Genomic DNA, 25123 nt, shown 5'->3' with positions numbered 1-25123 from the left:
GCCGGCGTCAAAAAAATTCTGGATTTTCAACGGTTCCGTAGAGCAGTATCCTTCCATCCTTACCAACAACAGCGTCCATTATGGCGACTGCACCAGCTGCCATGGCGGAGAGGTTTCCGTCAATTCCCGTGCAGCGGCCCATGCGACCGGTTTTGTCGCGACCGCTACGGCAGAAACCTGCGATGGCTGCCATAGCACCATCGTCGCCAGTTCGGCCGCCGGCCTGCATACCAACCTGGGCGGCTACAACACCATCCTCATGCAGCGCGGCTTCGACATGACCGATCCCGAGTCTGAGGCGCGTTTCTTGACGCAGTGCACCAAATGCCACACCGCCACAGGGACCGGCGCAACCGCGGCCACTGCCTGCGGCCAGTGCCACATCTCCGTTCCGGCCACCGCCGGCGGCGGACTGATCAGCGGCCACGGCTTCAACAAGACCCCTTCCATGGACAACAACTGCACCGCCTGCCACGGATCCCGGGTCAAGGACGAGTATTACGGCCTGAACAATGCCCTGCTCGCCCGCAACAAGGCCGTCTTCGCGGCAGACAGCCCCTGGGGCGGCACCTTCCAACTGGTTCCCGACGTGCACAAGACGGCGGGTCTGACCTGCATGAACTGCCACAGCGATGTCAGTCAAAGCGGCGATGAAATGCACGGTGTCGGCCACCCTGCGCTCGATCAGGGCGACCGCTTCGATGTCACGACCGCACCCCAGTGCGTCGACTGCCACGGCGGCGCAACGGATACAGCCTTTGCCGGCATATCCCAACATACCACGGCGCACCTGGGTGCCATGGACTGCCAGGTCTGCCATGCGCTCCCTTACAAGAACTGCTTCAGCTGTCACACCGATGTGACCGCCGAGGGGCTCGGCTTCTTCCGGATCAACGGCGAAGATCCGACCCTCGCAGCCCGCAAGGCAGTCGATCCCGCCGCGGTGCCCGATGCCCTGATTACCTTCAGGGTCGGCAACAATCCGCTCTTCGGGGAACCCGGCAGGAAACCGTATTCCGTGCTCCGCCACGTGCCGGTGGACAAGGATGTGTTTCAGTACACGGGAGTTAATCTTGTCGATGGCATCATCCCACCGACCGACAATTCTCCCGCAACAGTGGACATGGGGTCCCTGTCGACCTGGAAGTATGCAACACCGCATACGATCGCCCGGTCGACGCCGATCACCGCCGCCTGCACCAACTGCCACGGCGCTGATTACAGCATGTACTGGCTGACCGACCCCCAGGTAGATTCGCAGGGCTGGGTCCCTACCAGCAGTCCTTACCTGCCGGGAGAAGTGGACGCCAATGCCGATGTCACGGTGGGCGCCCCCATTGGCACCGGCCCCATTTGATACCTGAAATCATCGCGTCTTGAATTCAGCCCGGGCTTCGGCCCGGGCTTTTTTTTGTGCGCCTTGGGTGGTATCGGGGTTATCCGATGATGAACGGACATGGGACGTCGGACAGCGCAAGAGAACCTTCTTGGTCTTTTGCCAAAAAAGAAATCGCCGCGGACGGTTTGTCGCGGCGAAAGTAGTCGATGCATTTTTAACTGGTAGCTGCAAAAAAATTGCTGATTCCGCCCCGCTACAACTTCATTACTCGCTCAACAAAAATCCGCCTCGGCCGACTCCCGCCGCCCACAAACTCGCTATACGCCGTCAACGCCTCGGTCACCCGTTCGCTATCGACCACCCCATCGACCATAAAGTCGTCGCGGTGACTTTTGCGCAAACGGGCCAGATCCGACCTGAGCCCCGGCGCACTGGCCAGGGCCTGCAGCTCGGCTTTTTCTTCTTCAGTGAGGCGCATATTTTGTCTTCAGCTCCGCAAAAAGGTTGGGCATCTCAAAGAGGTCGAAGTATTCCTCGACCAACAGCCAGTCGAGGGTTGACCCGTGCAGGCGCATCAATTCCTCGATGTCATAACGGTCGAGCGGGATCCGGTCCGGATCGTTGGCCATCGCCTGAATCTTCATGCCGATGAGGTCGTCCGGGCGCAACACACGGACCAGAATTTCACCCTCGAAAATCGACCGCTCAACCGCCCGAGCAAGCATTGTCCGGGTATGGTGACGAAAGGCGTGAAGAAAAGCGATTCCGCCTGCCGAGGAAGAAAACTGGCTGACGTTTTCTGAGCGATGGATCAGGTTGAAGCCGCATTTTTTCATGATTTGGTCGAGGAGCGGCAGATCGTCGCGTACAACCAGAAAATCGATATCGACCGTGCCGCGTGCTACCCCCCACAAACCGACGGCATAGCCGCCGATCAGAGCATAGCCGATCTCTGCCTCGACAAAGGAACTGAGCAGTTGCTGGAGAGTGGCTCTAAAGTTCATGGGGAATTCCCCTCGACATAACTGCGGAGCGCCGACACCCCAAAGCGCCGGACCAGTTCCTCCCTGTGCGTTTTCAGAAAAAGGATGATACCGTAGCGGTTTTTGACCATAGCATGGCTCCATTTCTTCAGTGAGCGGAGTATACGTTTGCCTTGCCCTAAATGCAAGAATGGCAGCCAGTGAGAAGACGAGGCGACAAACAGCGGCCAGGGTGGTATCGGGGTTGGAAGTTTGCCCCCCCGGTTCCCCGATCAGGCCGGAGTCGCAAGTTTGAGACCGACGAGACCTGCCACGATAAATCCCAGGCTCAGCAGTCGCAAAGCATTGGCGGACTCGTCGAACAAGACAATGCCCAATATCGCCGTACCCGTCATGCCCACACCCACCCAGACCGCATATGCGGTCCCCACCGGAATCGTTTTCATTGCGATACCCAGTAAACCGAGACTGATGGCCATCGCGAGAACAGTTGCGACTGTTGGCCATGGCCGGGTGAAGCCCTCGGAGTACTTAAGCCCAATGGCCCATGCGATTTCGAATAAGCCCGCAACAATAAGAATGACCCAGTTCATAAACACCCCTCTCCCTTGCGGGGCCGTCCCCGGTTATTTATAAAGAGGTGAGGCCGTCCCCACTTCTTGAAAGCCTGACGAGAAAGTAAAAAACCCCATGAGGATAGGGGCTTAGAGGATACATCTTCGAGGTGTGATCCCGGTCCATACACCCACGAGGGGAGAGGGGACTTAAAGGTCTCCTTCCTTTGATGGGAGGGGATAGGGGAGGGTGCAAGACGGTCGTTGGCAGTTATTATTCGGGAAGGGACTCTATCGCACCTGTCAGCTTGGAATTGGATGCAGATGAATCTTTCAGGTCCCAGACTTCCAGTTCGAGGTTTCGCAAACTTTGAGTTGTCTGGAAAAGATCACTTTCAAGCAATTTGATTTTGTCTTCAAGTGCGAGGATAATATAGTCCTTTTGACTTAAGTGTCTTTCAAAATCATTTTGTATTTGAAATATTTTGGTATTGAGTTCTATATATCTTAACTCGAGATCTGACCTATGGTCATGATCGGTTTCATAATTATTTTTATTTGCTGCTATGGCAATAGTAACGGCTGCTGCCAAGAACAGACACAATAGCGCAATTGTTTTCATGGGGTTCTCCATTTATATTTTAAAAAAGTTAGGGACATGACCCATTTTAGCGATACGATTAGGGAGTGTCTCTAAATCATTTCTGGCTTCTTTAAGGTAACGTTTAATTTGTAAAATTTTTTGTTTTAGCCAAAATATCATCTAAAATCATTTTTGTTCCTTTAAAAGATAAGTGGTCGTCATCATAATATAATGGTACTCCATCAATATGTGCGATACATCTGCCATCAATATAATTATTACAAAATAATTTTTCCGGGTATATTCTTATTAGGTTTTTGTTTTCAACTATTTTGTCCAATGCTTGGTATGTTCTAAAGTTCCTTTTTTTGAAGGCATCGTAGCTAGTTGAAGCAAGGGCGGAATTGATATCTTTATATATAAATTTATTTTTCATGAGTAAATCTGGTACATTCCATCCCATCTCCGGGATGGGATAAATAAGGATAACTTTTCTTCCTGATTCAATAATTTTTGTAACTGAATCAACAAAATCCTTTTCAAGTGCATTTTGGTATCCTAGAGACTCAGTGTATTCATTTGTGAAAATATAATCTTCACCGTATTCATTTCCACCTTCTTGGTTTTGATATCTCACTTGCTCCATCATTAACGTCCATCGTTGTGTGAGAATAACGTAGTTAGGTATACTATCTGTATCAAGATTGGAAAAGAATGATGCCCTTAAATCTTCACAGACATCATAAGTAGGGTCCTTGACTACGTGTTTTCCTAACATGAGAGGGGGACACGAAGAATAAGTGTAATTTAGGCCTGATATATCGATGCTTTTGGAGACATTATTTAATTCTGCAATAAATGATCCCGCATGGCTATCACCAAAAATCATGAATGATGGTTTCTTGTTTATTTGGCCGATCTTGCATGCGCTAGAAACAGAACTGTTTTTAGTTAAGTTATCCATGCATCCTATGCCTGCATTAGAGCATTCCTCGACATATTTGGACATATTGGCTGAGTCTGGTGATCTAAATATAAATCCATTAGTATATTTTCCTGTAAAACCGAATGTTATAAAAAAAATAGAACCAATGAGAGAAAAGGTAAAAATTTTCTTCTTGTCAAAAGTTATTTTATTTCTAAATGGTACTTCTACAAACCGCCAACTCAGATATGCGAGCACTATTGAAAAAACCGACAACAAAAGTAGCAACGAAACACTGGGATTTTGCAAGCTTCTATGTCGAGCAAACACAAAAAGTGGCTGATGCCAGAGATATGCGCTGTAGCTGAGCAAGCCAATTCCTACCATTATTTTAGTAGAAAGTAGGCGACCAACAAAAGTTTTAGAATTTGAAAAAATAATTATGAGTGCAGTACCAATGGTTGGAACTAATGCATATAAACTTGGAAATGGTGTTGTTTTGTTGAATGCAAATATTGAATAGCATATAAGCGCTAAACCAAGAGATCCAAATAACTCACTTGGAATTCTATGGGATGTAATGAGCTCAACTTGTTCCCGCTTATATAGGAAATAAAAAGCAATAATCGCCCCAATGGCAATTTCCCATGCACGGGTATGTAAGAGAAAGAAGGTTGTAGCTGGTTCATGATAAGCGCCCCACTGCGAAAGAACTAAGCTGATTAAACAAACAGCAATAAGGGACCCAAAAATCAAACGTTTGCGAAGTCTCCATAGAGCCATAAGAAAAAGAGGAAACAATATATAATATTGTTCTTCAACAGATAAACTCCAAGTATGAAGTAGCGGCTTTAATTCTGCTGCTGTTGAAAAATAACCACTTTGTTTCCAGAAGAAAAAATTTGATGAGAATGACGAAACAGCAATAAGACTTCTGCTGAAATTTTTAAAATGATTTGGTAACAACCAGAACCATGCAAACGGCAGACAACAAAACATTACAAAAAACAACGCTGGTAAAATTCGTCGAGCTCTCCTTTCATAGAATGTGACAATTGAAAATTTACCCTTATTCATATCGGAAAGAATAATTGTTGTTATTAGATACCCGCTGATAACGAAGAAAATATCAACACCGATATAACCACCCACTACTGTCCGGTTAATAGCCGAATAAATTCAGCTGGTTATAATCTTGGGTGTCTGGAATCTGCTTGAGCGCTTCCGCAACCAACGATGAAATGGGCTTTTTCTCGAACAGATTGACCTCCAGGATCTGCAAAAAAGTGTAGAGAGTACATTTGATGCTAAGCTGCCTTTTAGCGATCGCCACAAGTAGATATATGCAAAGAGCTACCCATATCTGGCTCTTGACCGCATTGATAGAAGTCCCGTAGAACGCTTTTATTCGTAGATGCTGTTTGATCCACTTGAAGAATAGCTCCACTTGCCAGCGCTGTTTATAGATGTCTGCAACCGTTGTGGCTCCAATTTCAAAGTGGTTGGTGAGGAATACAAGCCGCTTGTTTCGCTCTTTATCAACATAACTGACCCGGCGCAATCTCTCCGGGTAACCCTTTTTCGATTTCTGGGTGACCAAGGCAATCACTTGGTCGGCTCGGACGCCGGCCTCCTTGTCCTTGGGCAAAGAGTACAACCGCTGGTAGCGTAGGTTGTCCTTGGCCCGCACCACGAAGAAGGCGCCCTGTCGGTGAATGGCATAGAGCCGGGCAAAATCTACGTAGCCGCGGTCCATCGTGTAGATGGCCTCTTCGGTGACGGGCATTTCGTCAAGCATCTTGACGTCATGTACTTTGCCGGTTGTCACGGCCACAAACGTGGGGATGATGCCGCGCAAGTCAATGAGCGTGTGCATCTTGACCGCTGCCTTGGTCGTGCGAAACTCGGCCCACGGAAACAGGGTGAGGCAGAGGTCAATGGTCGTCGAGTCAAAGGCGAACAGTGGCTGCTTCAACTCGATGGCCAAGGGCTCATCCCGGTACAGCTGCTGTGCCATGCCGATCAGGACTTGGCCGAAATCCTGAAAAATGCGCCAATCCCGGCGCTCGTTGGCGTCGGCAAGGGTGGAGCGGGAGACAGCGCCACGAAATCCGATGTGGTAGAGCTTCTCCCGATGAGAGTTCAGGCACGTTTCGATATCCCTCAAGCTCTCGCGACCCGATAGCTGGGCATAAGCCAGGCACAGGAACTGGTCAAATGCAGTAAAGCTTTTGGCCCGGTACTCGCCGCGATACCGTCGGGCACAGAGGTTGAACTCGTGACGCGGGAGAAACTGAAGTAGCTGTCTGAAAACGGTCTGGCCAGCGTTCATGGATGCCCTCCTGAAGTGTCAGGAAGATATCACTCGCGGGCGGGGTGAAGCGATTTCAAATCGAGAAAAGAACAGTTGAGCCAAAGTACTATAATTTTCAGTAGGTTATCGACGTACATTCAAAGTTAACCGGACAGTAGTGATAACCACCTTCAAATGATTTAATCCCTGCGTGGAACAGAATTACTGGCAGAACTGCGAGTGCTCGTAATCCGTCTATTTCTCTGCGGTACTCCATGATTTCCTCCAAAAAACTGACAATCTTCAGAAGCCGAAACGGCAGAGGATTCAAAAGATTAACCAGCGTTCGTGCGCCAAACCCGATCAAGAACTCAAGACCGGGTTAATAGCATAATTTTTCGAAGAATTCACTCCGAAAGAGCGTAATTAGGTGAAGAAAAAATTAGGGCCACTGCCCATTTAAGCGAAACGTGGGGAGTGTCCCTGATGTGAACTTCTAGCATTCAGAATACCGCCACCCAATACAACCTGCCCGAACCGCTGGGCCAGATCGCCAAGCCGAGCGACCGGGGCGATCTGCTGACCAAGTTCCGCGATCCGATTGTGCGTCGAATGGTGGAAATTGACCTTCTCACCATCGAGCATTACGAGGAACTCCTGGGCACACTCGAAAGGCAGTTGGAGAAGGTTGCCGAACATCACGATCCCATCAGCCTGGCTCTGCTCAAGAGCATCCAGGGTGTCGGCCGGATTCTCGGGATGGTGATTCTCTACGAGATCGAAAACATCGCCCGCTTCCCCCGGGAGCAGGATTTCGCCTCCTACTGCCGCCTGGTCAAGCCGAGCAAGGAGTCGAACGGAAAATCCTACGGCCACAGCGGCAAGAAGATCGGCAACGCCCACCTGCGCTGGGCCTTCGGTGAGGCGGTGGTCCTGATGCTCAAGGGAAACAAGCCAGCTCAGGCCGTACTGCAGAAACTGGCCAGCAAACACGGCAAGGGGAAGGCCCTGGCGATCCTCTCTCACCGCCTGTGTCATCGGTCATGGAATAATCCCCCCCTGTGGTCATTGAAATTTCCCCCCTCCTGACCACAGGAGATAACGATGAAGCAAGACGAAAGCGAACAGATTTTGCACAATCACCTTCAGCAGACTTCAATGCTGGAGGTGCAAATGGTCCACAGGGACAAGTATGGTGCAATCCGGGAACTTGCCGAGCAGGGGATTGCCAAAAAGGCCATTTCCAGGGCGCTGGGGTTGGATATCAAAACCGTGCGCAAGTACCTTGAACAGGAGCAATGGGTCTCCTATCGGAGAGAACCTGCCACCCGGACGGTTCTTTCTGGCTTCGAGGACTGGATCAAAAACCGAGCGTCGGAAGTTGATTACAATGCCTCCGTGCTGTTCCGCGAGGCTAAGCTGCTGGGCTATCCGGGAGGGTACGAGACACTCAAGCGTTTTGTCCGTCCCCTGCGAACCGAGCAGCGAAAGATCGCCGAGGCCACGCTACGCTTCGAAACACCACCAGGGCAGCAGGGGCAGGTCGATTGGGGCAGTAGCGCTGTTTGGCTCGGTGAACAGAGAGTCCGACTGCATTTTTTCATCCTGACCCTGGGGTATTCGCGCCGGCCCTTCGCCCGGGCTTTTGTCGATGAGAAGATGGCCAGTTTTCTAGCCGGGCACGAAGCGTCATTCGCCTGGTTCGGGGGCCGCCCTCGAGAATTGCTCTATGACAACCCGCGCACCGCGGTGCTTAGACGTGAAGGCGGCCAGGTGATTCTGAACGGGACCTTTGCTGATTTCGTTGCCCATTATGGCTTTCGCCCGCGCTTCTGCAAGCCGTACCGCGCCCGCACTAAGGGAAAGGTGGAGTCAGGGGTCAAATACCTCAAGAGGAACTTTCTGGCTGGTCGCCGGTTCCTGGATCTCGCGCATCTCAATCGGGAGTTGGAGCGGTGGCTGACGGAAGTTGCTGACCTGCGCATCCACGGTACTACCGGCGAGAGACCGATCGACCGCTTCGCCCATGAAAGTCTGGTGGAAATCAGCGCCGTGCCACCCTACCGCCTGGAGACGGTCGTCACCCGAGTGGTTCCTCCCGATGTTCTGGTGAACTTCAGCGGCAACCGCTACTCGGTTCCCTGGAGGTATGTCGGCGAAACCGTTGAAGTCCAGGTGCGCGGCAGCGAGGTGCTGCTTCTCTTCCGGGGGGAGCCGATTGCTTGTCATTCCAAGCTCGCAGGCTCCGGACAACGGTGTATCGACCCGGCACACTTGCAAGGCCTGTTTCGCAACCCCTGCGAGCGCCCGGCTCCCCATCCGCCGCGTTTTGATCCGCAGTGGCCCGGTGACGACGTGATGATCCGGGACTTGGCAATCTATGACCAAGTTGCCGGGCTTTAGGGAGGTGACGATGACACAGATAACAGACCTCTCCGATGGCTTAAAACAACTGAAGCTGCAGCGTCTCTCCGATCAGATTGATGGTTATCTGCAGGATGCCGCCAAGCAGCAGTGGGGCTATGACGAGTTCCTGCGGCAACTGATCGATGCGGAATTGGCATCCAAGCAGGATAAACGCACCGAGATGGGCACGCGCATGGCGCGTTTTCCCTTCGTCAAGACACTGGAATCCTTCGAATTCGCCTATCAACCGTCCATCGACGCCAAGCGCATCAAGGAACTGTCCTGCTGCCGCTGGGTGGCCAACGGCGAGAACATCCTGCTGCTGGGGCCACCCGGGGTAGGTAAAACCCATTTGGCCGTTGGCTTGGGGATTGAGGCTATTCGCCGCGGTTACCGAACGCTCTTTATCGGAGCCCAGGCTCTGATCGCCAGTCTTGCCCGTGCACACAATGAAAACCGGCTGGAGGACAAACTCAAGCAATACTGCCAGCCCAAACTGCTGATCATCGACGAGATCGGCTACATCCCTATTGATCGGCTGGGCGCCAATCTCTTCTTCCAGCTCATATCCCGCCGCTATGAGAAGGGGGCCATGATCATGACCTCAAACCAGCCCTACTCGAATTGGGGCGAAATCTTCGGCGATCAGGTCATCGCCAGCGCCATTCTAGACCGGGTGCTTCATCATGCCATTTCGATCAGCATCAAAGGTGAGAGCTACCGGCTAAAAGAGAAACTCAAAGCCGGCCTCCTGTCCAAACAGGCGGCAAGAGAATAACCCGAGGGGGGAATTTTCGATGACCGAAAAGGGGGAATTTTCAAAGACCATTGACACACAACAGCACTGAGCGAGTTTTTGCCCACAGCGAGAGGCAGGCCATCAAGCGGTTCCGCAGGACTTCCAAAGTGTGGAAAATTAAAAGTATTGTTCGTATCTAACGTTTGAATTCACCGGCGCTGCGCGGCTTCATCGCGCAGCGTCCGGTGGAATGATGGGTTGGGCGGCGTCGGCCAGAGCAAACGAGACATCTGTGGCTGTGCGGAATGCCTTAAGTGGTGCCTCGGATTCAATGCTGAAGATGTGACCCCCGACAGCCCAGACTTTGACTGGTGCGAATATGTCTGGGGCACGCAACGTGCCGGCCCCAAGCATAAACTCGCCGTGGTTTTGAAAGAGAATTGCGGTCGGCCAACGGACTTTGAACCAGCGCATACAGTAGAACTCGATTTCGTTCCACTCAAGTAAGCGCTGCACCTTGTTGATGTGAGCGACCTGCGCTGCAAACTGTCCGCGTTGTTCTGGCGACAGCGACGAGCCCACCTCGCTCAAGATGGCATGCTCAAAGGGTAGAAGCTTCGCCATGTGTCTAAGACGCCCAACGGATAAGGGTAACCGGCTGCGACGTGCCGGAACAATTCGGTAGAGACCTATTCGGGAAGCACTCCTGTTTTTCAGTCCGTGTTTACCCTGTGGTTAGGGCTGGTTTTTATTATTAACTATTTCAAGGTATTTCTCATTCCACCACTTTACAAGTTTTGTGTGGTCTTCGATTGATACCCATGTAATGTTTTCTTCAAGATCAGGGTCGCCGCCAAAAATAATGGGTTTGATATACCATTTTATTTTGTTTGTTAATCTGTCGTCTTTGTTTAAACTCTTTTTTGTTTTGTTAAATTCTACTGGTTCTAAATATTTTGATATAGCTGGTACAGTCGGTATTTTAAAAATTTCTCCCTTAGAATTTTTAACAATAAAATTGTCCCAGTTCAATATGCCAACCAAGCGATAGCCATCTATTGTTGAATTCAAACCATAGGCGTCAAAAATTGATTCAGTCTCGGCCTCTGAAAAAAGAATTACATAATTGTCGTCCAGCCAACCTTCGGAACGCGGATCGTTTGCCATGGCATTCCCAGTTAGAAATAAAACCAAAATAGAAGTGATTATTTTTTTCATTTAAAAGCCCTAACGAGTCTGTAGAAAAAACATTATCACAGGGCCTGAATTATCCCTGATCACAAATTTTCGGGATCTTCCAGTCGAAATCGAGTGAACAACTCAAATTCCTACCGGTTCGTCATTCTGTCAACTTTGCCCCGGAACAAAGCCATTTTCAGTCATCCCAGTGCCCTTTTTCTGCCTTTTTCCTCCCCTAAACCGCCCATCCGTATCTATGAATCTTGAAGATGTTGTGCAACATCGTCATCAGCTTCCACTGACCGTCGACCTTCTCTTTCCCGCGTAATGAGAAGCGTCGCAGTCCAAGGGTCTCGCGGATATTGCCGAAGACCGGTTCGACGATCCCCAGGCGCATGCTGTAGGTGTGGCGGCCCAGGGCGGTGTCGATTTTCTCCTTCATCCGTTGGATGGGTCCGACCTTGGTTTTGTCTTTGGGCAGAGTTTCCAGCAGTACATTGACCTGCCGAGCGCCCTTCTGCTTCACCGAGCGCAGGCACTGCGCCCGCAGGGGACAGTTGTCGCAGTCGGCCTGGCGCCCCATGAACTGCATGAAAACGTGCTGACCTATTTTTGCCTTCTCGCACTTGAGCCACAGCGTCTTTCCGGCGGGACAGGTGCAGGTCTGGTCGTCAAGGTCGACCGCGAAATCCTCGACGGAAAAGCGCTGTTTCGGGGCTTTCGGCTTGACCGGTTCGTTGGCCTTGTGGCGAGCGGCGGTCTGAAACCGAGGGTCGCGGGCGCGGAAAGCATTGTCGGCGATATAGGCGTCGATCCCTTGCGCCTCGAGATGCTCCAGGGTCTTCGTGCTGTGGTAGCCGCTGTCGGCCAGGACCTTGGCTCCGTCCAGGACGTCACTGTCCCCGCCCTGGCTGAGGTTGTCCCGCACCTTCTCGAGCATCGGCTCCAGCAGGCCGTGTTCCTGCCCCTGTCCGTAGGCTTCGGCGGCCACGACCACCTGGTGCTTTCCGTCAACGGCAGCGACGCCGTTATACCCCTGAAGCACGCCGTGGCTGGTCTTCATCTTGGCGCTGGCGTTGTCGGTGATGTTGCTCTGCACGACCTTGCCCGAGATCCCCTGGCGGTCTTCGTTCTCATTCAGAAACTTCTGGATCTTGTGGCTGGCCTTGCGAAGGGTGGCGATCTGCTTCTCCTCGCGCTGGCGCATCGACTCATCCCGGGCGCCCTTTTTGTCTTCTTCCCGGTGCTTTTTGAGCATGTACCCGACGGCCCGCTCGATCTTCTCGCTCTTCTTTTGCAAGTCGGCTTTGGTGCCGCTCCACTCCTTGGAGGCGTTCGACGGGAGCTTGCAGCCGTCGATGGCGAACATCTCCTTGCCGATCAGCCCGAGACGGTCGCAGACCATCAGCACCTGGTGAAAGAGCTTGGAGACCTCCTTGGCGGAAGAGGAGATGAAGTCGGCAATGGTGGTGAAGTGAGGTCGGCTGTCGGCCGAGATCGCCATGAAGACAACATTCTCCCGGCACAGCGCTTCAATCTTGCGGCTGCTGGTGACACCCCGGGAGTAGGCCAGAAGGACGATTTTCAATAGAATCGCCGGATCGTAGGCCGGACGGCCGTTATCATCATTCTTGAAGCGATGGTGAAAGATGGTCAGGTCGAGTTCGTGATTGACCAGGTAGTTGATTGAATGTTCAAAAGTTCCGGTCAAAATCTGCTGATCGAACGCGACCGGTACCATGACCATTTGATTGTAGTTGTAGTCTATGAATTTGGGCATGTCGTAACCTTTCCGTTGTCTGAAAAAGTACGACGATTTTACCAAAAACGATGGGGAATTTGAAGTTTTTCTACAGCCTCAACGGTTCGCGATAAGCGGTGGCGACGAGCTGTTCACGCTACTACCGCAATTTGATTTTGTTTTTCGGGAAACACCCAGCCCCATTCCATCCGCTTGATCTGCTTGTTAGAGCTATTTGTAGTGATACCACCAGTTCCCATTGTCCTCTCGATCCACAGTTTCTTGGGATTCGATATCGAAGGCGACATGCGCTCTTGCTTTTTGTGGCCAGTTATATTTTACGAGCAATTCTCTTAATGAACTTCTGAATGAGTCCAATGCCTTTAATTTGTCTCTTTCTTCGTCTGTTGGTATGCCAACAACAAAGACTAAATGTTTTGGATCGATGTAGTATGCTCCGAAAGACCAAACGAATGGTTTATGCCCTTCTGCCACAATTAGTGATTTAATTGCTGCTTCAATTCTCCAAATTTTCCATTTCAGCAGAATTTTCATTTTTAGCTCTAACGGATCAAGCTCACCGGCGGCGACGGGACGGATTGGCCTGGTAGAGTCTTTTTCGGGAAGCACCCCTGTATCACCCGTCCGAGTGCAGCGTTTGGTTATGCCGATCTTTCAATTTTCTTGTTTTTGCATTTTACTTTTTATTTCAGATAGCTTTTGCTCTCTTTGTTCGCTTGTGTCTCGCTCTTTTACCCTTCTTAGATTTTCTGAGAAGAAAAAATCCTTCTCCCAGTCGATGCCCTCTTGAATGCATTTGGAGATATATTTCATCCCCATGTTTTGAAGAGTGATGCCGTCCCAAGCTACCGTAAACTCTGGCCGGCCAAATGCAGGGCAATCATTTATTTCAACAATTCGACCACGCCACCCTGTCATGTCACATTTAGTAATTTGATCTGGCTTGATGTTTATAATCTTTATGTAGTCACCGATCTTTTTCATTTTTATCTTTTAAAGGCATAACGATTCCGGTTAAGCGGCGACGATGCGCCGGTATGGGACTCACCACAATAGAATGCTTAAGACAGCAGAGTCATTTCTTTCTTCCCCTGCAGTTCAGTCATACCGAGAAGCGATTTCGGATAGCACGGCAAGTATTTCGTCCGCTTCAACCGCTTGTTGGGCGCCCCTAGCAGTTCAGATCGCCTGGAATAGCTCAATTCATTTGTTTTTATTAGTGATTTTGGTAATGATGCTTAAAATTGATTTTTTCATGTAACCACGAAGCTGAATCGTTCGAGGCCGTATTAACTTGTTATACGACGTCGAACGATTCAGCTTCGTTAATTATCATGAATCTTAAATTCTAGCAATTTCGTTCTGTGCTTTTAAGAATATATGAATAATTTTAGCAGGTTGGACGAAGACGAACCCTTGTTAAGGCGCTCAACAGGGAGTAGACCGCTTCTAATGTATCCGGTATAATGTTGGCGGTCATATCGGGTTAAATATCGCAGCCCACTACGGGTGGCGAAACTTTCTTTGCAGGGGGCCATTGTGAAAAATAGCTCATCGGAAGTCAAGGAGAAAGGGGCTGGCGGTTCAGAATTTTGGCTATCTTTTCAAGAACTTCTTCGCACCAAGGGCGTCCCGGAAGATCGCTTGCGTTGGTACCTAAACTGGGGTGAGCAATTCGCCCGATGGGGGAAGAAGGGGTCGCTGCGGGAGCGAACCCTTCAGGATATCGGCCGCTTCCTCGCCTGGCTTCATGGGCTGGAAAATATCAAGCCTTGGCAGGTGACGCAGGCCTCCGAGGCGCTTTGCTTCCTCTACGCTGATTTCCTCCGGCAACCCTGGGCCAATCCCTGGCCCCGATTCGAATTCACGGAAGGTGCCACGGCCATGGACCCCGACCCGATCGAGGGGGCGAGGCGACTTCTGTTCGGGGATACCCCTCCGGCGACTTTTTCGGCCGAGATCGAAAAGGTTTTCGAACGCTACCGCACCGAAGTGCGCCTGCTGCACTATTCCATTCGCACCGAGCGAGCCTATCTCTCCTGGATCCGGCGCTATATCGCTTTTTCTCGTTTACGGCACCCCGGCGAATTGGGGGCAGCTGACGTGAAGGACTATCTGGAGTATCTGGCCGAGGAGCGGGAGGTTTCGGCCAGCACCCAGAAACAGGCCCTCAACGCCCTGGTCTTTTTCTACGGCACCGTCCTCAAGGAGCCCCTGGGCGAACTGGGTGAATTCGCCCGGGCGAAAAAGCCGATGCGCTTGCCGACGGTTCTCTCCCGGGGAGAAGTCTTGGAGGTTCTGGAGATGATGCAGGGGACTCCGGCGCTGATGGCGGGACTCCTTTATGGCAGCGGTTTGCGCCTGATGGAGGGGGTTCGGCTGAGAGTGATGGATATCGACTTCGATCTGGGACAGATCATGATACGCAACGGCAAGGGGCAGAAAGATCGCCTGACCATGCTGCCGGAGCGGTTTCGCGAGCCTCTGCGCCAGCATCTGGAGCGGATCCGGGCGTTGCACCGGGAGGACCTCGCCAAAGGGCTCGGCGAGGTTTCCCTGCCGCCGGGGAAGGCGCTTCAGAACACAGAGGCCGGGCGGGAGTGGGGGTGGCAATTTGTCTTTCCGGCCCGGGCCTACTCGGTGGATCCCCGCAGTAGAACGGTCCGTCGTCACCACGCCAGCGAGGACTCACTGCAGAAGGCGGTCCGGGCGGCGGCCCGCCGGGCCGGGGTGACCAAGCCGGTCTCCCCCCACACCCTCCGTCACTCCTTTGCCACCCATCTCCTCGAATCGGGATGCGACATCCGCACCGTGCAGGAACTTCTCGGGCACAGGGACGTCGCGACGACGATGATCTACACGCATGTCCTCAATAAACCCGGGCTGACGGTCAAAAGTCCGGCAGACGTTTGAGAGCTGAAGGTCCCGGCAAACGAAAAAGGCACCTCCGCGGGGGTGCCTTTTTAATGCCCGACTTGACCGGTCGATCCTGTTCCCTGCCGGGTGAGGACGGTCGTCAATCGTGGACAGCCGCCTGCGAATCGCAGCTCTCGGCGATCGCCTGGCGGTAGAACGCAAGGAGAACCTCCGTCTCCTTCTCCGGGGCGTAGCGCTCGGGACTCGGGCGGGAGAGGGCGCGGCGCAGGGCGGGATCGGCGATCAGTTTTCCGGCCCGGTCGGCGAAGGCGGCGGCGTCGCCGTAGAGGAAGCCGTTGACCCCCTCTTGGACGACGGCGGCGTTGCCGGGGATGTTGCGCACCAGCATCGGCACACCGAGGGCGGCGGCTTCGAGGAGGGCGTTGGGGAGCCCTTCTTTTTGCGAGTTGTTGAGGACGACGTCGGCCTCTCGCAGCAGGGCCGGCATCGCTTTCGGGGGGATGACGCCGAGGTGGCGGGCCCAGGGGCGGCGGGCGACGGCGGCGAAAAAGTCGGCGCTGTAGGGGGCGTCGAGAGGGGGGCCGCAGAAGGCGACGGCAAAGGGGAGGCCGGAGGCCGCCAGGGGATCGAAGAGCTCGAGGAGTTCGAGGTTTCCCTTGACCGGGCGGATCCCTGCCGGGTGGAGAAAGAGGGGGTGGCCTGGGGGAGAAAGATCGCTGCGGGCGAAGGGGGAGGGAGCGGTGCCGAGGACGATTCCCGGCGGCAGGCAGACGATCTTGCCGGCGAAGGGGGGACCTGCCTGGTTCAGGGCCTCGGCGGTCAGCCGGTTCTGGGTGATGATTCTATCGGCCTTCTCCAGAACGCGCCGGATGACGGGACCTTCCGCGGGGTCGTCGAGGCCGCCGTGGATGTCGGTGCCGGTGAGGGTGACGACGCAGGGGATCCCGTCGACTCGGGCTTCGAGCCAGGGGCGTCCGCTGCGGTAGGCGTGGAGGAGGTGAATGACGTCGGGGGCAAAGGAAAGCGTTGCGGCGCGCAGGGACGCTCCGTCTCCGGGGGCGACCCGCTCCAGGGCCACCTCGTGGCCGAGGGCTTCGAGGCCGGCGCGGTGGCGTGCGGCGGTGACCTCGTTGCCGGTGGCCGGATCCTGGCGGGGGAGGACGATCAGGATGCGCATGAGAGGTCCCGAAAGGTGATGGGGGTGATGCCGCAGCGGCGCAGCTCCTCGGCGACGGTCGGGGAGGAGAGGGCGGCAAGCTCCGCCTTCCGCTCGGCTCCGGAGAAGGGGGCGTCGTCGGGATAGCCGGGGTGAACCATCAGCTCCCAGGTTCCCTCGGGAATCCGGTGCAGGGTTTGGCAAAGGGTTCGGGCATTGAGGCGGTTGAGAAGGGGCATGCCGAAGAGGCCGTCGGGTGTTGCGATACCGGCCTCCCGCACCCGGGCGGAAAAATGCGGGGCGAGGCGGCGATAGAGAGCCAGTTCCTCGCCGAGAGGGCCGTCGGGGTCGTCGGCGGCCGGTTCGGCGGGGGAGGGGAGGCGCATGGCCCCGATGGCGTATTCCCGCGCCAGATCGAGGACCATGGTGCAGAGGGCGGGGAAGAGGAGGCAGTGCTGGTGGCCATCGAGATGGTCCGGCGCAAGACCGGCTGCAATGACCCTCTCGATTTGCGCCGAGAGTTCGCGGTGGAGGGGGTCGGGATCGATCTGTCCTTCGGAGAGGATCCGCCGCAGCCCCTCCTTGCCGGGGAACTCGCCCGCCACCGTGGTCAGGGAGGGGATCGGAGCGGTCAGGGGGCGTCCTTCCGAGAGGTTGAGATGAATCCCCAGGGGGAGTCCGAGGTCGAGGGCCTGCCGGGCGGCGCTCGCAAAGCTCGGGCCGTTGGCCAGCAGCGAGGCGCTGGTGACGATGCCGCAGGAGAAGCTGTGGAAGATTCCCCGGTCCCGCTCGATTCCGGAGCCGAGGTCGTCGGCGTTGATGATCAGTCGGCGCATGGGGGGGATATTAGCATGATCTTCGCGATGGGCAGAAGGGGTTTTAACCGGGGAAAGCGGATTGGTGTCAGCCTCTGTTGAGGAAGGTCAGGGCGTCCTTGACCGAGTTCTGGTCGAACTTGAAACGGAAACGGATAAAAGGTCCCTGGGCGGTGTAGTCGGCGGCGGAAAAATCCTTGTCGGTAAAGCCGGTGAGGTTGTAGCCGGCGGAGAGCCAGAGATTCTTGACCGGGCTGAAGCCGAGGTCGATGCCGGTGCTGGAACTGCGCTGATTGTGGGTCCAGCTGGTCAGCAGTTTGCCGTGGGCGCCAAGATCCCAGCGCGGAGTCAGGTCGTAGCGCATTTCGCCGCCGATCAGGTCGGTGTAGCCGCTGAAATCGCCGCCCCCGAAGCTCTCGCTCACATATTTTCCGCCGTAAAGGAAGGCCAGGTGTATCTTTTCGCCGTAACGCCAGGCCGCCTTGAAATTGTCAATGACGCGCCAGCTCTCCAGGTCGCTGCCATTGCCGCTCTGGCGTTCACTGCGCAGGTCGAGACGGTTGAGGAGAATCTGACGCCCCGTCACCGGGCGCCAGGCGAGTCCGAAGCGCATTTCGGCGCTGCTCGTCGTCGTGCCGGTGCTGAAATCGGCGCGGCGCACTCCGGTGTGCAGGCTGAAGCCGAGGCCGTGCCGTGGTTCGATGATGTAGCCGCTCTGCACCCCCCAGCGGTCTTCGGTGTCGCTGGTGCGGAACTCGAAGCGGTTGTCCCAGCTCCACAGGGTGCGGCGAAGATTGCTGCCGAGGGAAAGAGCGGTGAAGTCCTCCTCGTTCTGTGACGCCGCCGGTTGCTCGTCATTGAGCGGCCGGCTGCTGCGGCCGCTGAGAAGCTGGCTGCGGTCGACAGAGCCGTCGAGGGACCATTCCGGGGTGACTTGCCAGGTCTGACTGTAGCCGAGGGTGGCGAAGCGGCGCCGGCTGTCCTCGGCAAGCTGTTGCTCGACGGAGGAGCGGATCTGGCCGCCATCCCAGGGGGTGGCCAGGAGGCCGAGGCGGGTCCCTTCGCTGCTGCCGTCGCTGCCGGAGGTATACTCCTGGGCGCCGAAAAGGGTGACCGAGCGGGTCAGGGCATAGTCGGCGCCGATGAGGGTGCGGGTCGGATAGTCGGTATTGTCGTTTTTGCCGATGGACTGCTCGTGGGTGGTTTTGAGGGTGAGTTTTTTACTTGCCCGCCAGTCTCCGCCGAAAAGGATCTGGTCGGAGGTGCCGCTGACCCCGTCCGTTCCCTGGTCGGCGGCGTGGCGCAGGCCGGTGCTCAGGGAGTACTTTTCCGCCCGGTAGCGCAGGTTGCCGGCGCCGACGTCGCGGGTGACCCCGGTCGCAAAATTCTCCTGCCGCGAAAAGTCGCCGGCGAGGTCGAAGGCCTTGTCGAATGCGTAGTTGCTTTCGAGGCCGTATTTGCGCATTCCGACTTCGCTGGCATTCTGCTGGCCGAGCCCGAAGCCCTCCTCTTTTTCCCGCAGGTAAAGAGTCGATTTGAGCTTTTCGGTGCCGTAGCGCAGTTCGGCGAGCCAGGCGTTGGCCGTCGTATCCACCGTCGGCGAGCTGTTCTGACTGGTGGCATACTCGGTGCGCAGAACGGTCTGCCCGGTGATTTCGACCGTGGCGTCAGCGGCCAGGAGATCGGTTTCATTGAAGCCTTGTCCTTCGTGGATCAGGGTGGCGCCGACCTCGAGGCGGTCCTCGAAGAAGCGCAGATAGCCGCGGCCGCCGTAGAGGGTATCCCGGCTGTCGCTGCTATGGGTCTCGTAGTCGACGACGATATAGGTCGGGTTAAAGGCCTCGTCCTTGCTGGCGACGGGAAATTTGAAAAAGAGTGTCCCGGCGGTGTAATCGATATCGTAGTCGACATGGCGCTGCAGGGTGCGCGTGGAGACGATGCGTTCGCTGTGCAGGCGGTCGCGGGTCTCAAGGAGAAGTTTTTCCGAATTGATGACGAGGGGGGTGCGACTGAGGCGGTAAAGGCCCGAGGTGCCGTCGCCGCGCAGCTCGTCGCGAACAAAGGATTGGGCGGTTTGGCTGACGAAGAGGGAGAAGCCGGCCCGCTCCCCGTCCAGCTCCGATTGGAAACCGGTGAGGCTGCGGTTGTAGCGGCCGAGCTCGCTTTTTGTCAGACCGGCCTGGATGTCGCCGAAGGTGGCGTGGAATTCCTCGCGCTCGATACGGGCGAATAGCTTGGCGGCGCTTGCCGCCGCGTACCCCTGGGCGGTGGCGTCGCCGTAGAGGGTGAAGTAGCTGTCCGGGTCGATGGTCTGGAAAAGGGTGCGATCCTGGCGCGACTCCTTCTCCGAGTCGTAGGCGGCGGTCAGCAACCAATCGCCCTTGATCTGTCCCGAGGCAAAGAAGGCAAGCCGGCCGTCGATGGAGTCGTCCCCGCTCACCCCGGCCGGAAGACCCTCCCCCTGGCTGCTGACGCGGGTGGTGCCGGCGCTGCCGCTGGCGAGGCCGACGACGATCCAGTCCCGCACTTCGGGCTTTACGGAGAATTCGATTTCTTCTTCTTCGCTCCCGTAGCCGAGGACTATGCGGTAGCGTCCGGCGCGGTTGACCGGTTCGAAGCGGACCAGACCGTCGCGGCCGATTTCGACCATGGTTGTCTCGGGCGAGCGCGGCGAGCGATGGCGCTCACTGCCGAGGGGGATGAGGGTGCCGCTTCTCAGTTCGAGTTGCGTCGTCCCTTCGATGGCCTCACCGTTTTCGTCGAATAGACGCAGCTTGAGCGTGATCGGGGTGCGGCCGTCGGCGACGTTGCCGCTGCTGTCGAATACTTCAATGTCGTGCACGGCGCCGATGCGGGAGATCTCCACCGTCTGATCGAAGCGGGCGTTTCCGAAGGGGTCGACACAGCGCAGGCGCAAAAGGTGCACCCCGGGGGCGCCGAAATCGACGCCGATGTAGGTGAGCAGGCGGGTGTTGCTGGCCGGTTCGTTCTGGGTGAAGCCGATGCTTGAGGCCGGGATCTTGCGGCCATCAAGGGTCAACTGCGCCTCCAGCCGCGCATCGATACGTACGCGCACGCTTTCAACGGAGTGCGGCAGACGCTCCCCCTCTCCGGGGGAGAGTATCCCGAGCGGCGGCGGGACGATCGCCGGAGCGTTCTGTCGGCCTCCCCCGGCGCTGGTGGCGACGCTCTGTTCCGGACCGTCGTTGCTGGAAATCTCCTCGGCGGCTATCGGAACCGCCACCCGGTGCAGCACGTACAGATCGGTACGACGGTTGCGGGCGCGACCGGCTTCGCTGGTGTTGTCCGCAACCGGTTCCGTTGCGCCCCTGCCGATGACGACGATGTCCTCCGGATCGATCGGCAGCTGTGCGGCCAGCTCATCGGCGACGGCGCGGGCCCGCGCCGCCGAGAGTTCGGCGTTGTCGCGAAAGGGGACCCCTTCGTGCCAGCGGATTTGCCGGGCATCGGTGTGACCGGCGACGAGAATCCGCAGAAGATCGAGTTTCCTCAGGTCGGCGGCGATGGCGGCGATCTCCCGGCGATCCGCTTCCGTCAGGTCGGCCTTGAGGGTCTCGAAGCGCGGTTGCAGGACGAGCTGTTTTACTTCGCGCCGCTCGGAAGCGGCAATCCAGATCAGGGCGCATTCGGCGGTCGGTGTCGAGAGGTCCTTGTCCTTCGGTGTGGAAAAACGCAGCCAGGCCCGGGCCTGGATCTCCCGGGTCAGGGCGTTGTTGTCGAGCAGGGCGGCGAAACGAAGTTCTTTTTCCCAGTCGGTGGGCGGGTCGGCGAGATCGAAGATCAACTCATTCCCTTGGCCAAGGTCCGGGTCGGCGAATTTGAGCCCTTCGGCAGTTGCCGCCGAGCCGGGGATAAAAGTGACACCGGCGGGGAGGGAGACGTGGAGTTTCAGGTTCTTAAGGGAGACCTGCCGCCCGGAGAGAGCGACGCGGTAGAGGGCACGGTCGTCGCCGTCGAACTGATTTTCGAGGGCGATGTTCACCGTCCCGGTGAGGCGCTTTTCGCTGAGATAGAAGTCGGCGAGCCAGAGCGTTCCCCCCTGCAGTTCGATGAAACGGGAGGTCGGCGTTTTGGCAAAGCGGGTGTGATCTTCGCACAGCGCCGGTTCGAGGTCGCCGGGGATGGTGACCGGGTCGAGCTGGATGACGTGGCTGCCGGGGGAGAGCCCTTCGATGTGGTAGCGCCCTTCGCTGTCGGTGATGACGAAGGTGCCGTCCTCGAGATAGAGGCGCACGCCGGGGACGCCGATCTCCTGGGCCGAAGCGCCGCAGTCGGAGCGCTGGACCACGCGGCCGGCGAGGAAGGAGCGTTCGCTCAGGAAGTCGTCGCCGACGGTCAGGAGGACTTCCGGGCGGTTGGAACGGAGGTCGGTTCCGGAGAACGCCTGGGCCGGGGTCGGGTAGGAACCCGGGGGGGCCGTTGCGACTGCGGCGACAAAGTCGATAATCCCTCGGCCGCCGGCGTCCAGATCGCCGACAGGAAAAGTCAATGTCCGCCCGTCGGCAGCGATGAGAGGATCGGGGATGGCCCTGCCGTCGCGGCGGGCGCTCCCCTTCTGGTAGCGGAAGCCTGCCGGCAGAATCTGGATGATGCTGACGGCCGGAGCGGTCGCGGTGGTCGAGAGATTCTCCACGGTCAGGGTCAGGGGGACGGCATCCCCCTGGCCGACCACACTGCGGCTTGTGGCCAAATGAAGCCAGAGCGGGGCGCTTCCGTCGACGGCGGCGGTGATGGACAGGGGGGTGCCGCCGTCGTCGTAGGTGAGGGCGATGGTGCTGCCGGCCGGGGCGGTCAGGTAACCGTTGTAGGTTGTGACGGGATCGGCACCGGCCTGGATGTAGCCGACGAAGAGGCCGCTGTTGACCGAGTCTTCGTAGAGGCGCAGCAGTTCGCTCTCCCCCGAGACGGTGACGGTCAGGCGCACCAGAAGGGTGTCGATGCCGGTCGGATCGAGGTTCTGGTCGTGATCGTCGATGCGGAAGACGACCAGCTCTTCCTCGGCATAACGGAGGGCGGCGGCCAGGGTTCCGGGACTGTACGGCGGCAGGAGCGGGGTGTAGACGCCGTTCGGCGGGTCGCTGGGGCTGAAGTCGGGAATCGACAGTAGCAGCCCCGCCGCATCGGCCGTCAGGCGCAAAAATTCACCGGTGGCCACCGTCGGGGGGGGGGTGGCGACGACCGTGACGGTGTTGGACGCCTGGGTGATCGGCGGCCCGCCCTTGGCGTAGCGGATCGTTGCCGTGTTGTCGATTTCAACGGCCAGGGCCGATGTTGCGAAGCAAAAGGTCAGGGCCAAAACGAGGATCGCCCGTCCCTGGGCATTTCGGAAGGAAATGCCCAGGGACCGGCGGGCCCCCGGCCGGCACGTGCCGGCCGGGGACGCAGCGGTCTGCTGTGAAGCCCTCGACGCAACAGGACGCAACTTCCCCGTCCCCGCCGCCGGAAGGCGGCGGGGGAAGAGAGTGCGCAAGGCTGCGGTGAGGGTTTTGATCATCGAGCTCTCTTGGTTGCGGGGGACGAACCCAGGTCCGTCCCCCGGCGCGGGGTTATTGAATGGCGGCCTGGTAGCGAATCGCCGTGGAGGCGGCCGCGGCGACCGATCCGCCGGTGGTCGTGCTGGCAACACCGCCGACTCCGGCATAGACGGTGAGGGTCGGGGCGCTGTAGGCGGCTGCATCATTGGCGGCGGCGTCGACGACGTCGAAGGTGCCGTCACCGTTGGTATCGATGTCGACCGAGGCGGTATCCAGGGCGAGGAAGGTCGAGATGGAGTCGCTCATCTGCACGTCGGTGGCGCTGCCGGGACCGGCGTTTTCGATCACCACCAGATACTCGAGGGTGTCGGCGGGGACGGCGCCGAAGGCGGAATTGCCGGTGACGCCGCTCTGGTAGTAGGTGTTTCCGCCGTAGACAAGCGGGATTCCCCCGACGACGGCGTTGCTGACATTGCGCGAGTACTTGGTCACGGTCAGGGCGCCGGCGACGACGCGGGTGTTCCAGGCGGTCGTAGTGTCGGTTGAGAATGCGTTGCCGTCGGCATTGAAGCCGGAGACGCCGAATTCGTCGGTGGCGGTCATGGCGTGAACGTGGTTCTCATCGAGGTCGGGAGCAATCAGGGTTCCGGCGGTGCCGCTGAAGGTGATGCTGACAACCTCACCGATCTGCACACCGGCCGCACCGGCAACGGCCGTTGCATCGCCGGTCACGACCAGCTGTGTGGCGGTGCTTCCGGCGGCAACGAGATACTCGTTACCGTTAATCAGCACGCGGGTGGTGCCGACGACCAGGGAACCGGTGGCGAGGTTGCTGACCGGGATGGTGGTTACCGTGCCATCGTAGACTCCGGCGCCGCTGGAGATGGCGCCGACCAGGACGGGGGCATTCGGCGCAATATTCCAGCTGCCGGCGCCGAGGGAGGCGAGGACCTGGGTGGTGCCGTCGGTGATGGTGGCGGTGGTCGTGCCGTTGCCGGTATTCTGCAGGTCGACGGTGTAGCTGACGGCGCCGCCGTTGCCGACGGTGTCGGTTGCCGGGCTCAGGGTCCCGTCGAGCCAGGCCAGGCCGCTGACGAGGTTGACGGTCACATCGACGATGTTCGAGGCGACGGCAGTTGCCGATTCGGCATAGGTGACCGAGGCCTGGTTGCTGATGGTGGTGCCGGCGGAAAGGGCGGCAAAAGCGCTGCCGGTGGTGAGGGCGATCAGGGCCAGGGCCGTGATCAGGGTCGCGATAAAAAGACCGCGGCGGTTCTGTTGTCTCGAGTTCATCTCATTCTCCTTGTTTGTTGGGTTGTTCATCGTTTTATGGCTGAAAAGGGTTCGATGGATCTGTCCGGGCACAAGATCTGGAGGTCTGTTATGTCGCCATGACCAGCGGCCGGGCGGAGAAGGCCCCGACCGACAACGGGGGGGCGGGTGGCGATGGATGGACGATGAAGGATGATCGGTCATGGCAGAGACTCCTGGCAAAGGGGGAATCGGCTATTCGAATTGGGATCAGCGGACGGTTGCCCGGAAGCCGACGTTCACCGTCGCCTTGGCCGGTATCGAGGCGATCTGCCACTGGATATGGGTGTATTCGTCCGGCGAGGCCAGCCGCTCCTCCAAACTGCCGTCGCTCGTCTTGATCTTGTAGGAGAGGAGGGTCGGCAGCTTGTAACTCTGGCCGCCGTCGATGGAGAAGGTCACCTCGCTGTTGTCGCCGAAGGCGCTGCCGACCTGGAAGACGACTTCCTTCGGGATCGGGTCGTTGACCTTGACTGCGGTGGCGGTCTGGTCGCCGACATTGCTGCAGGTCAGGGTGTAGTGGATGATCTGTCCGGTCGTGACTTCTTTGGCCGGGGCCATGCGCACCACTTCCTTGCCGTCGACGACCTCCTTGACTTCGACTTCGGCCTTCAGGGTGATTTCGATCCTGGGCTGCGCCCAGGCGCTGGTGGCGCAGAGGAGGAGTCCGAGGAGTGCTGCGTTGAGGAATAACTTCATGATTGAT

Annotated in this window: 22 protein-coding genes; 5 read left to right on the top strand and 17 right to left on the bottom strand. The window is 56.9% G+C overall.

The genetic code is table 11. The features are described 5' to 3' along the window. Positions 1-7: 7 nt before the first annotated feature. Positions 8-193 (bottom strand): hypothetical protein, encoded by a 186-nt coding sequence (locus DSOUD_RS18520; protein ID WP_157671858.1) that lies wholly within the window; start codon positions 191-193, stop codon positions 8-10. Positions 194-307: 114 nt separating this feature from the next. On the opposite strand from DSOUD_RS18520, the gene DSOUD_RS11575 reads away from it, so the two are divergent. After that, complete coding sequence (locus tag DSOUD_RS11575; RefSeq protein ID WP_157671857.1) at positions 308-1357, top strand: cytochrome c3 family protein; 1050 nt, start codon at positions 308-310, stop codon at positions 1355-1357. A 235-nt stretch (positions 1358-1592) separates the two neighbouring features. Here the strand turns inward: DSOUD_RS11575 and DSOUD_RS11570 are convergent, their stop codons facing one another. From DSOUD_RS11570 to DSOUD_RS11550, 6 genes are all read right to left on the bottom strand, one after another. Next, positions 1593-1817, bottom strand: coding sequence for a hypothetical protein (locus DSOUD_RS11570; RefSeq protein WP_053551159.1), 225 nt, complete (start codon positions 1815-1817; stop codon positions 1593-1595). After that, entirely contained in the window at positions 1804-2343 is a 540-nt protein-coding gene (locus DSOUD_RS11565; RefSeq protein ID WP_053551158.1) for a nucleotidyltransferase family protein, read from the bottom strand. Before DSOUD_RS11565 ends, DSOUD_RS11570 begins: the two co-directional genes overlap by 14 nt. A 251-nt stretch (positions 2344-2594) precedes the next feature. After that, positions 2595-2915 (bottom strand): quaternary ammonium compound efflux SMR transporter SugE, encoded by a 321-nt coding sequence (gene sugE, locus DSOUD_RS11560; RefSeq protein ID WP_053551157.1) that lies wholly within the window; start codon positions 2913-2915, stop codon positions 2595-2597. Positions 2916-3150: 235 nt separating this feature from the next. Then, complete coding sequence (locus DSOUD_RS11555; RefSeq protein ID WP_053551156.1) at positions 3151-3498, bottom strand: hypothetical protein; 348 nt, start codon at positions 3496-3498, stop codon at positions 3151-3153. A gap of 103 nt (positions 3499-3601) precedes the next feature. Then, entirely contained in the window at positions 3602-5536 is a 1935-nt protein-coding gene (locus tag DSOUD_RS17950) for an acyltransferase family protein (protein ID WP_157671856.1), read from the bottom strand. Positions 5537-5546: 10 nt separating this feature from the next. Next, positions 5547-6716, bottom strand: coding sequence for an IS4 family transposase (locus tag DSOUD_RS11550; protein WP_053549677.1), 1170 nt, complete (start codon positions 6714-6716; stop codon positions 5547-5549). A gap of 573 nt (positions 6717-7289) precedes the next feature. Between DSOUD_RS11550 and DSOUD_RS11545 the strand changes: the two genes are divergently transcribed. The 3 genes from DSOUD_RS11545 to istB are packed head-to-tail and all read left to right on the top strand — an operon-like array spanning position 7290 to position 9861. Then, positions 7290-7766: an IS110 family transposase gene (locus DSOUD_RS11545; protein ID WP_053551155.1), complete on the top strand. Its 477-nt coding sequence runs from the start codon at positions 7290-7292 to the stop codon at positions 7764-7766. A gap of 15 nt (positions 7767-7781) precedes the next feature. Next, entirely contained in the window at positions 7782-9080 is a 1299-nt protein-coding gene (istA, locus tag DSOUD_RS11540; RefSeq protein WP_053551154.1) for an IS21 family transposase, read from the top strand. Positions 9081-9099: 19 nt separating this feature from the next. Next, entirely contained in the window at positions 9100-9861 is a 762-nt protein-coding gene (istB, locus tag DSOUD_RS11535) for an IS21-like element helper ATPase IstB (protein WP_423739492.1), read from the top strand. Between the two features lie 189 nt (positions 9862-10050). On the opposite strand, the gene DSOUD_RS11530 is transcribed toward istB, so the two are convergent. From DSOUD_RS11530 to DSOUD_RS11520, 5 genes are all read right to left on the bottom strand, one after another. Beyond that, entirely contained in the window at positions 10051-10446 is a 396-nt protein-coding gene (locus tag DSOUD_RS11530) for a hypothetical protein (protein ID WP_053551153.1), read from the bottom strand. A 111-nt stretch (positions 10447-10557) separates the two neighbouring features. Next, a complete protein-coding gene (locus DSOUD_RS18515) occupies positions 10558-11040 on the bottom strand; it encodes a hypothetical protein (protein WP_157671855.1) in 483 nt (160 codons plus the stop codon). A 196-nt stretch (positions 11041-11236) separates the two neighbouring features. After that, positions 11237-12781 (bottom strand): IS1182 family transposase, encoded by a 1545-nt coding sequence (locus DSOUD_RS11525; protein ID WP_053551152.1) that lies wholly within the window; start codon positions 12779-12781, stop codon positions 11237-11239. Positions 12782-12973: 192 nt separating this feature from the next. Further along, positions 12974-13372 carry a hypothetical protein gene (locus tag DSOUD_RS18510; RefSeq protein WP_157671854.1) on the bottom strand — a complete coding sequence of 133 codons (399 nt, stop codon included), beginning with the start codon at positions 13370-13372 and terminating at the stop codon, positions 12974-12976. A gap of 45 nt (positions 13373-13417) precedes the next feature. Next, positions 13418-13747, bottom strand: a complete 330-nt coding sequence (locus DSOUD_RS11520) for a hypothetical protein (protein ID WP_053551151.1) — start codon at positions 13745-13747, stop codon at positions 13418-13420. A gap of 555 nt (positions 13748-14302) precedes the next feature. Between DSOUD_RS11520 and DSOUD_RS11515 the strand changes: the two genes are divergently transcribed. Beyond that, the gene (locus DSOUD_RS11515) at positions 14303-15676 is read left to right on the top strand and encodes an integron integrase (RefSeq protein ID WP_082351240.1); all 1374 of its coding nucleotides are present in this window, start codon (positions 14303-14305) and stop codon (positions 15674-15676) included. 103 nt (positions 15677-15779) lie between these two features. Here DSOUD_RS11515 and DSOUD_RS11510 read toward each other — a convergent pair whose 3' ends face one another. The 5 genes from DSOUD_RS11510 to DSOUD_RS11490 form a co-directional block, all read right to left on the bottom strand. Then, entirely contained in the window at positions 15780-16817 is a 1038-nt protein-coding gene (locus tag DSOUD_RS11510; protein ID WP_053551150.1) for a GPMC system family 4 glycosyltransferase, read from the bottom strand. Continuing rightward, positions 16805-17632: a carbohydrate deacetylase gene (locus DSOUD_RS11505; RefSeq protein ID WP_053551149.1), complete on the bottom strand. Its 828-nt coding sequence runs from the start codon at positions 17630-17632 to the stop codon at positions 16805-16807. The genes DSOUD_RS11510 and DSOUD_RS11505 overlap by 13 nt, the downstream gene beginning before the upstream one ends. A 67-nt stretch (positions 17633-17699) precedes the next feature. Then, positions 17700-23126: an OmpA family protein gene (locus tag DSOUD_RS11500; RefSeq protein ID WP_053551148.1), complete on the bottom strand. Its 5427-nt coding sequence runs from the start codon at positions 23124-23126 to the stop codon at positions 17700-17702. Positions 23127-23178: 52 nt separating this feature from the next. Beyond that, complete coding sequence (locus DSOUD_RS11495) at positions 23179-24399, bottom strand: hypothetical protein (protein WP_053551147.1); 1221 nt, start codon at positions 24397-24399, stop codon at positions 23179-23181. Between the two features lie 228 nt (positions 24400-24627). After that, the gene (locus DSOUD_RS11490; RefSeq protein WP_053551146.1) at positions 24628-25116 is read right to left on the bottom strand and encodes a DUF11 domain-containing protein; all 489 of its coding nucleotides are present in this window, start codon (positions 25114-25116) and stop codon (positions 24628-24630) included. Positions 25117-25123 lie beyond the last annotated feature (7 nt).

This window comes from Desulfuromonas soudanensis (assembly GCF_001278055.1).
GTDB lineage: Bacteria > Desulfobacterota > Desulfuromonadia > Desulfuromonadales > WTL > Deferrimonas > Deferrimonas soudanensis.
The sequence above is the reverse complement of the archived record's forward strand: the minus strand, read 5'-3'. Positions and strand labels throughout refer to the sequence as shown.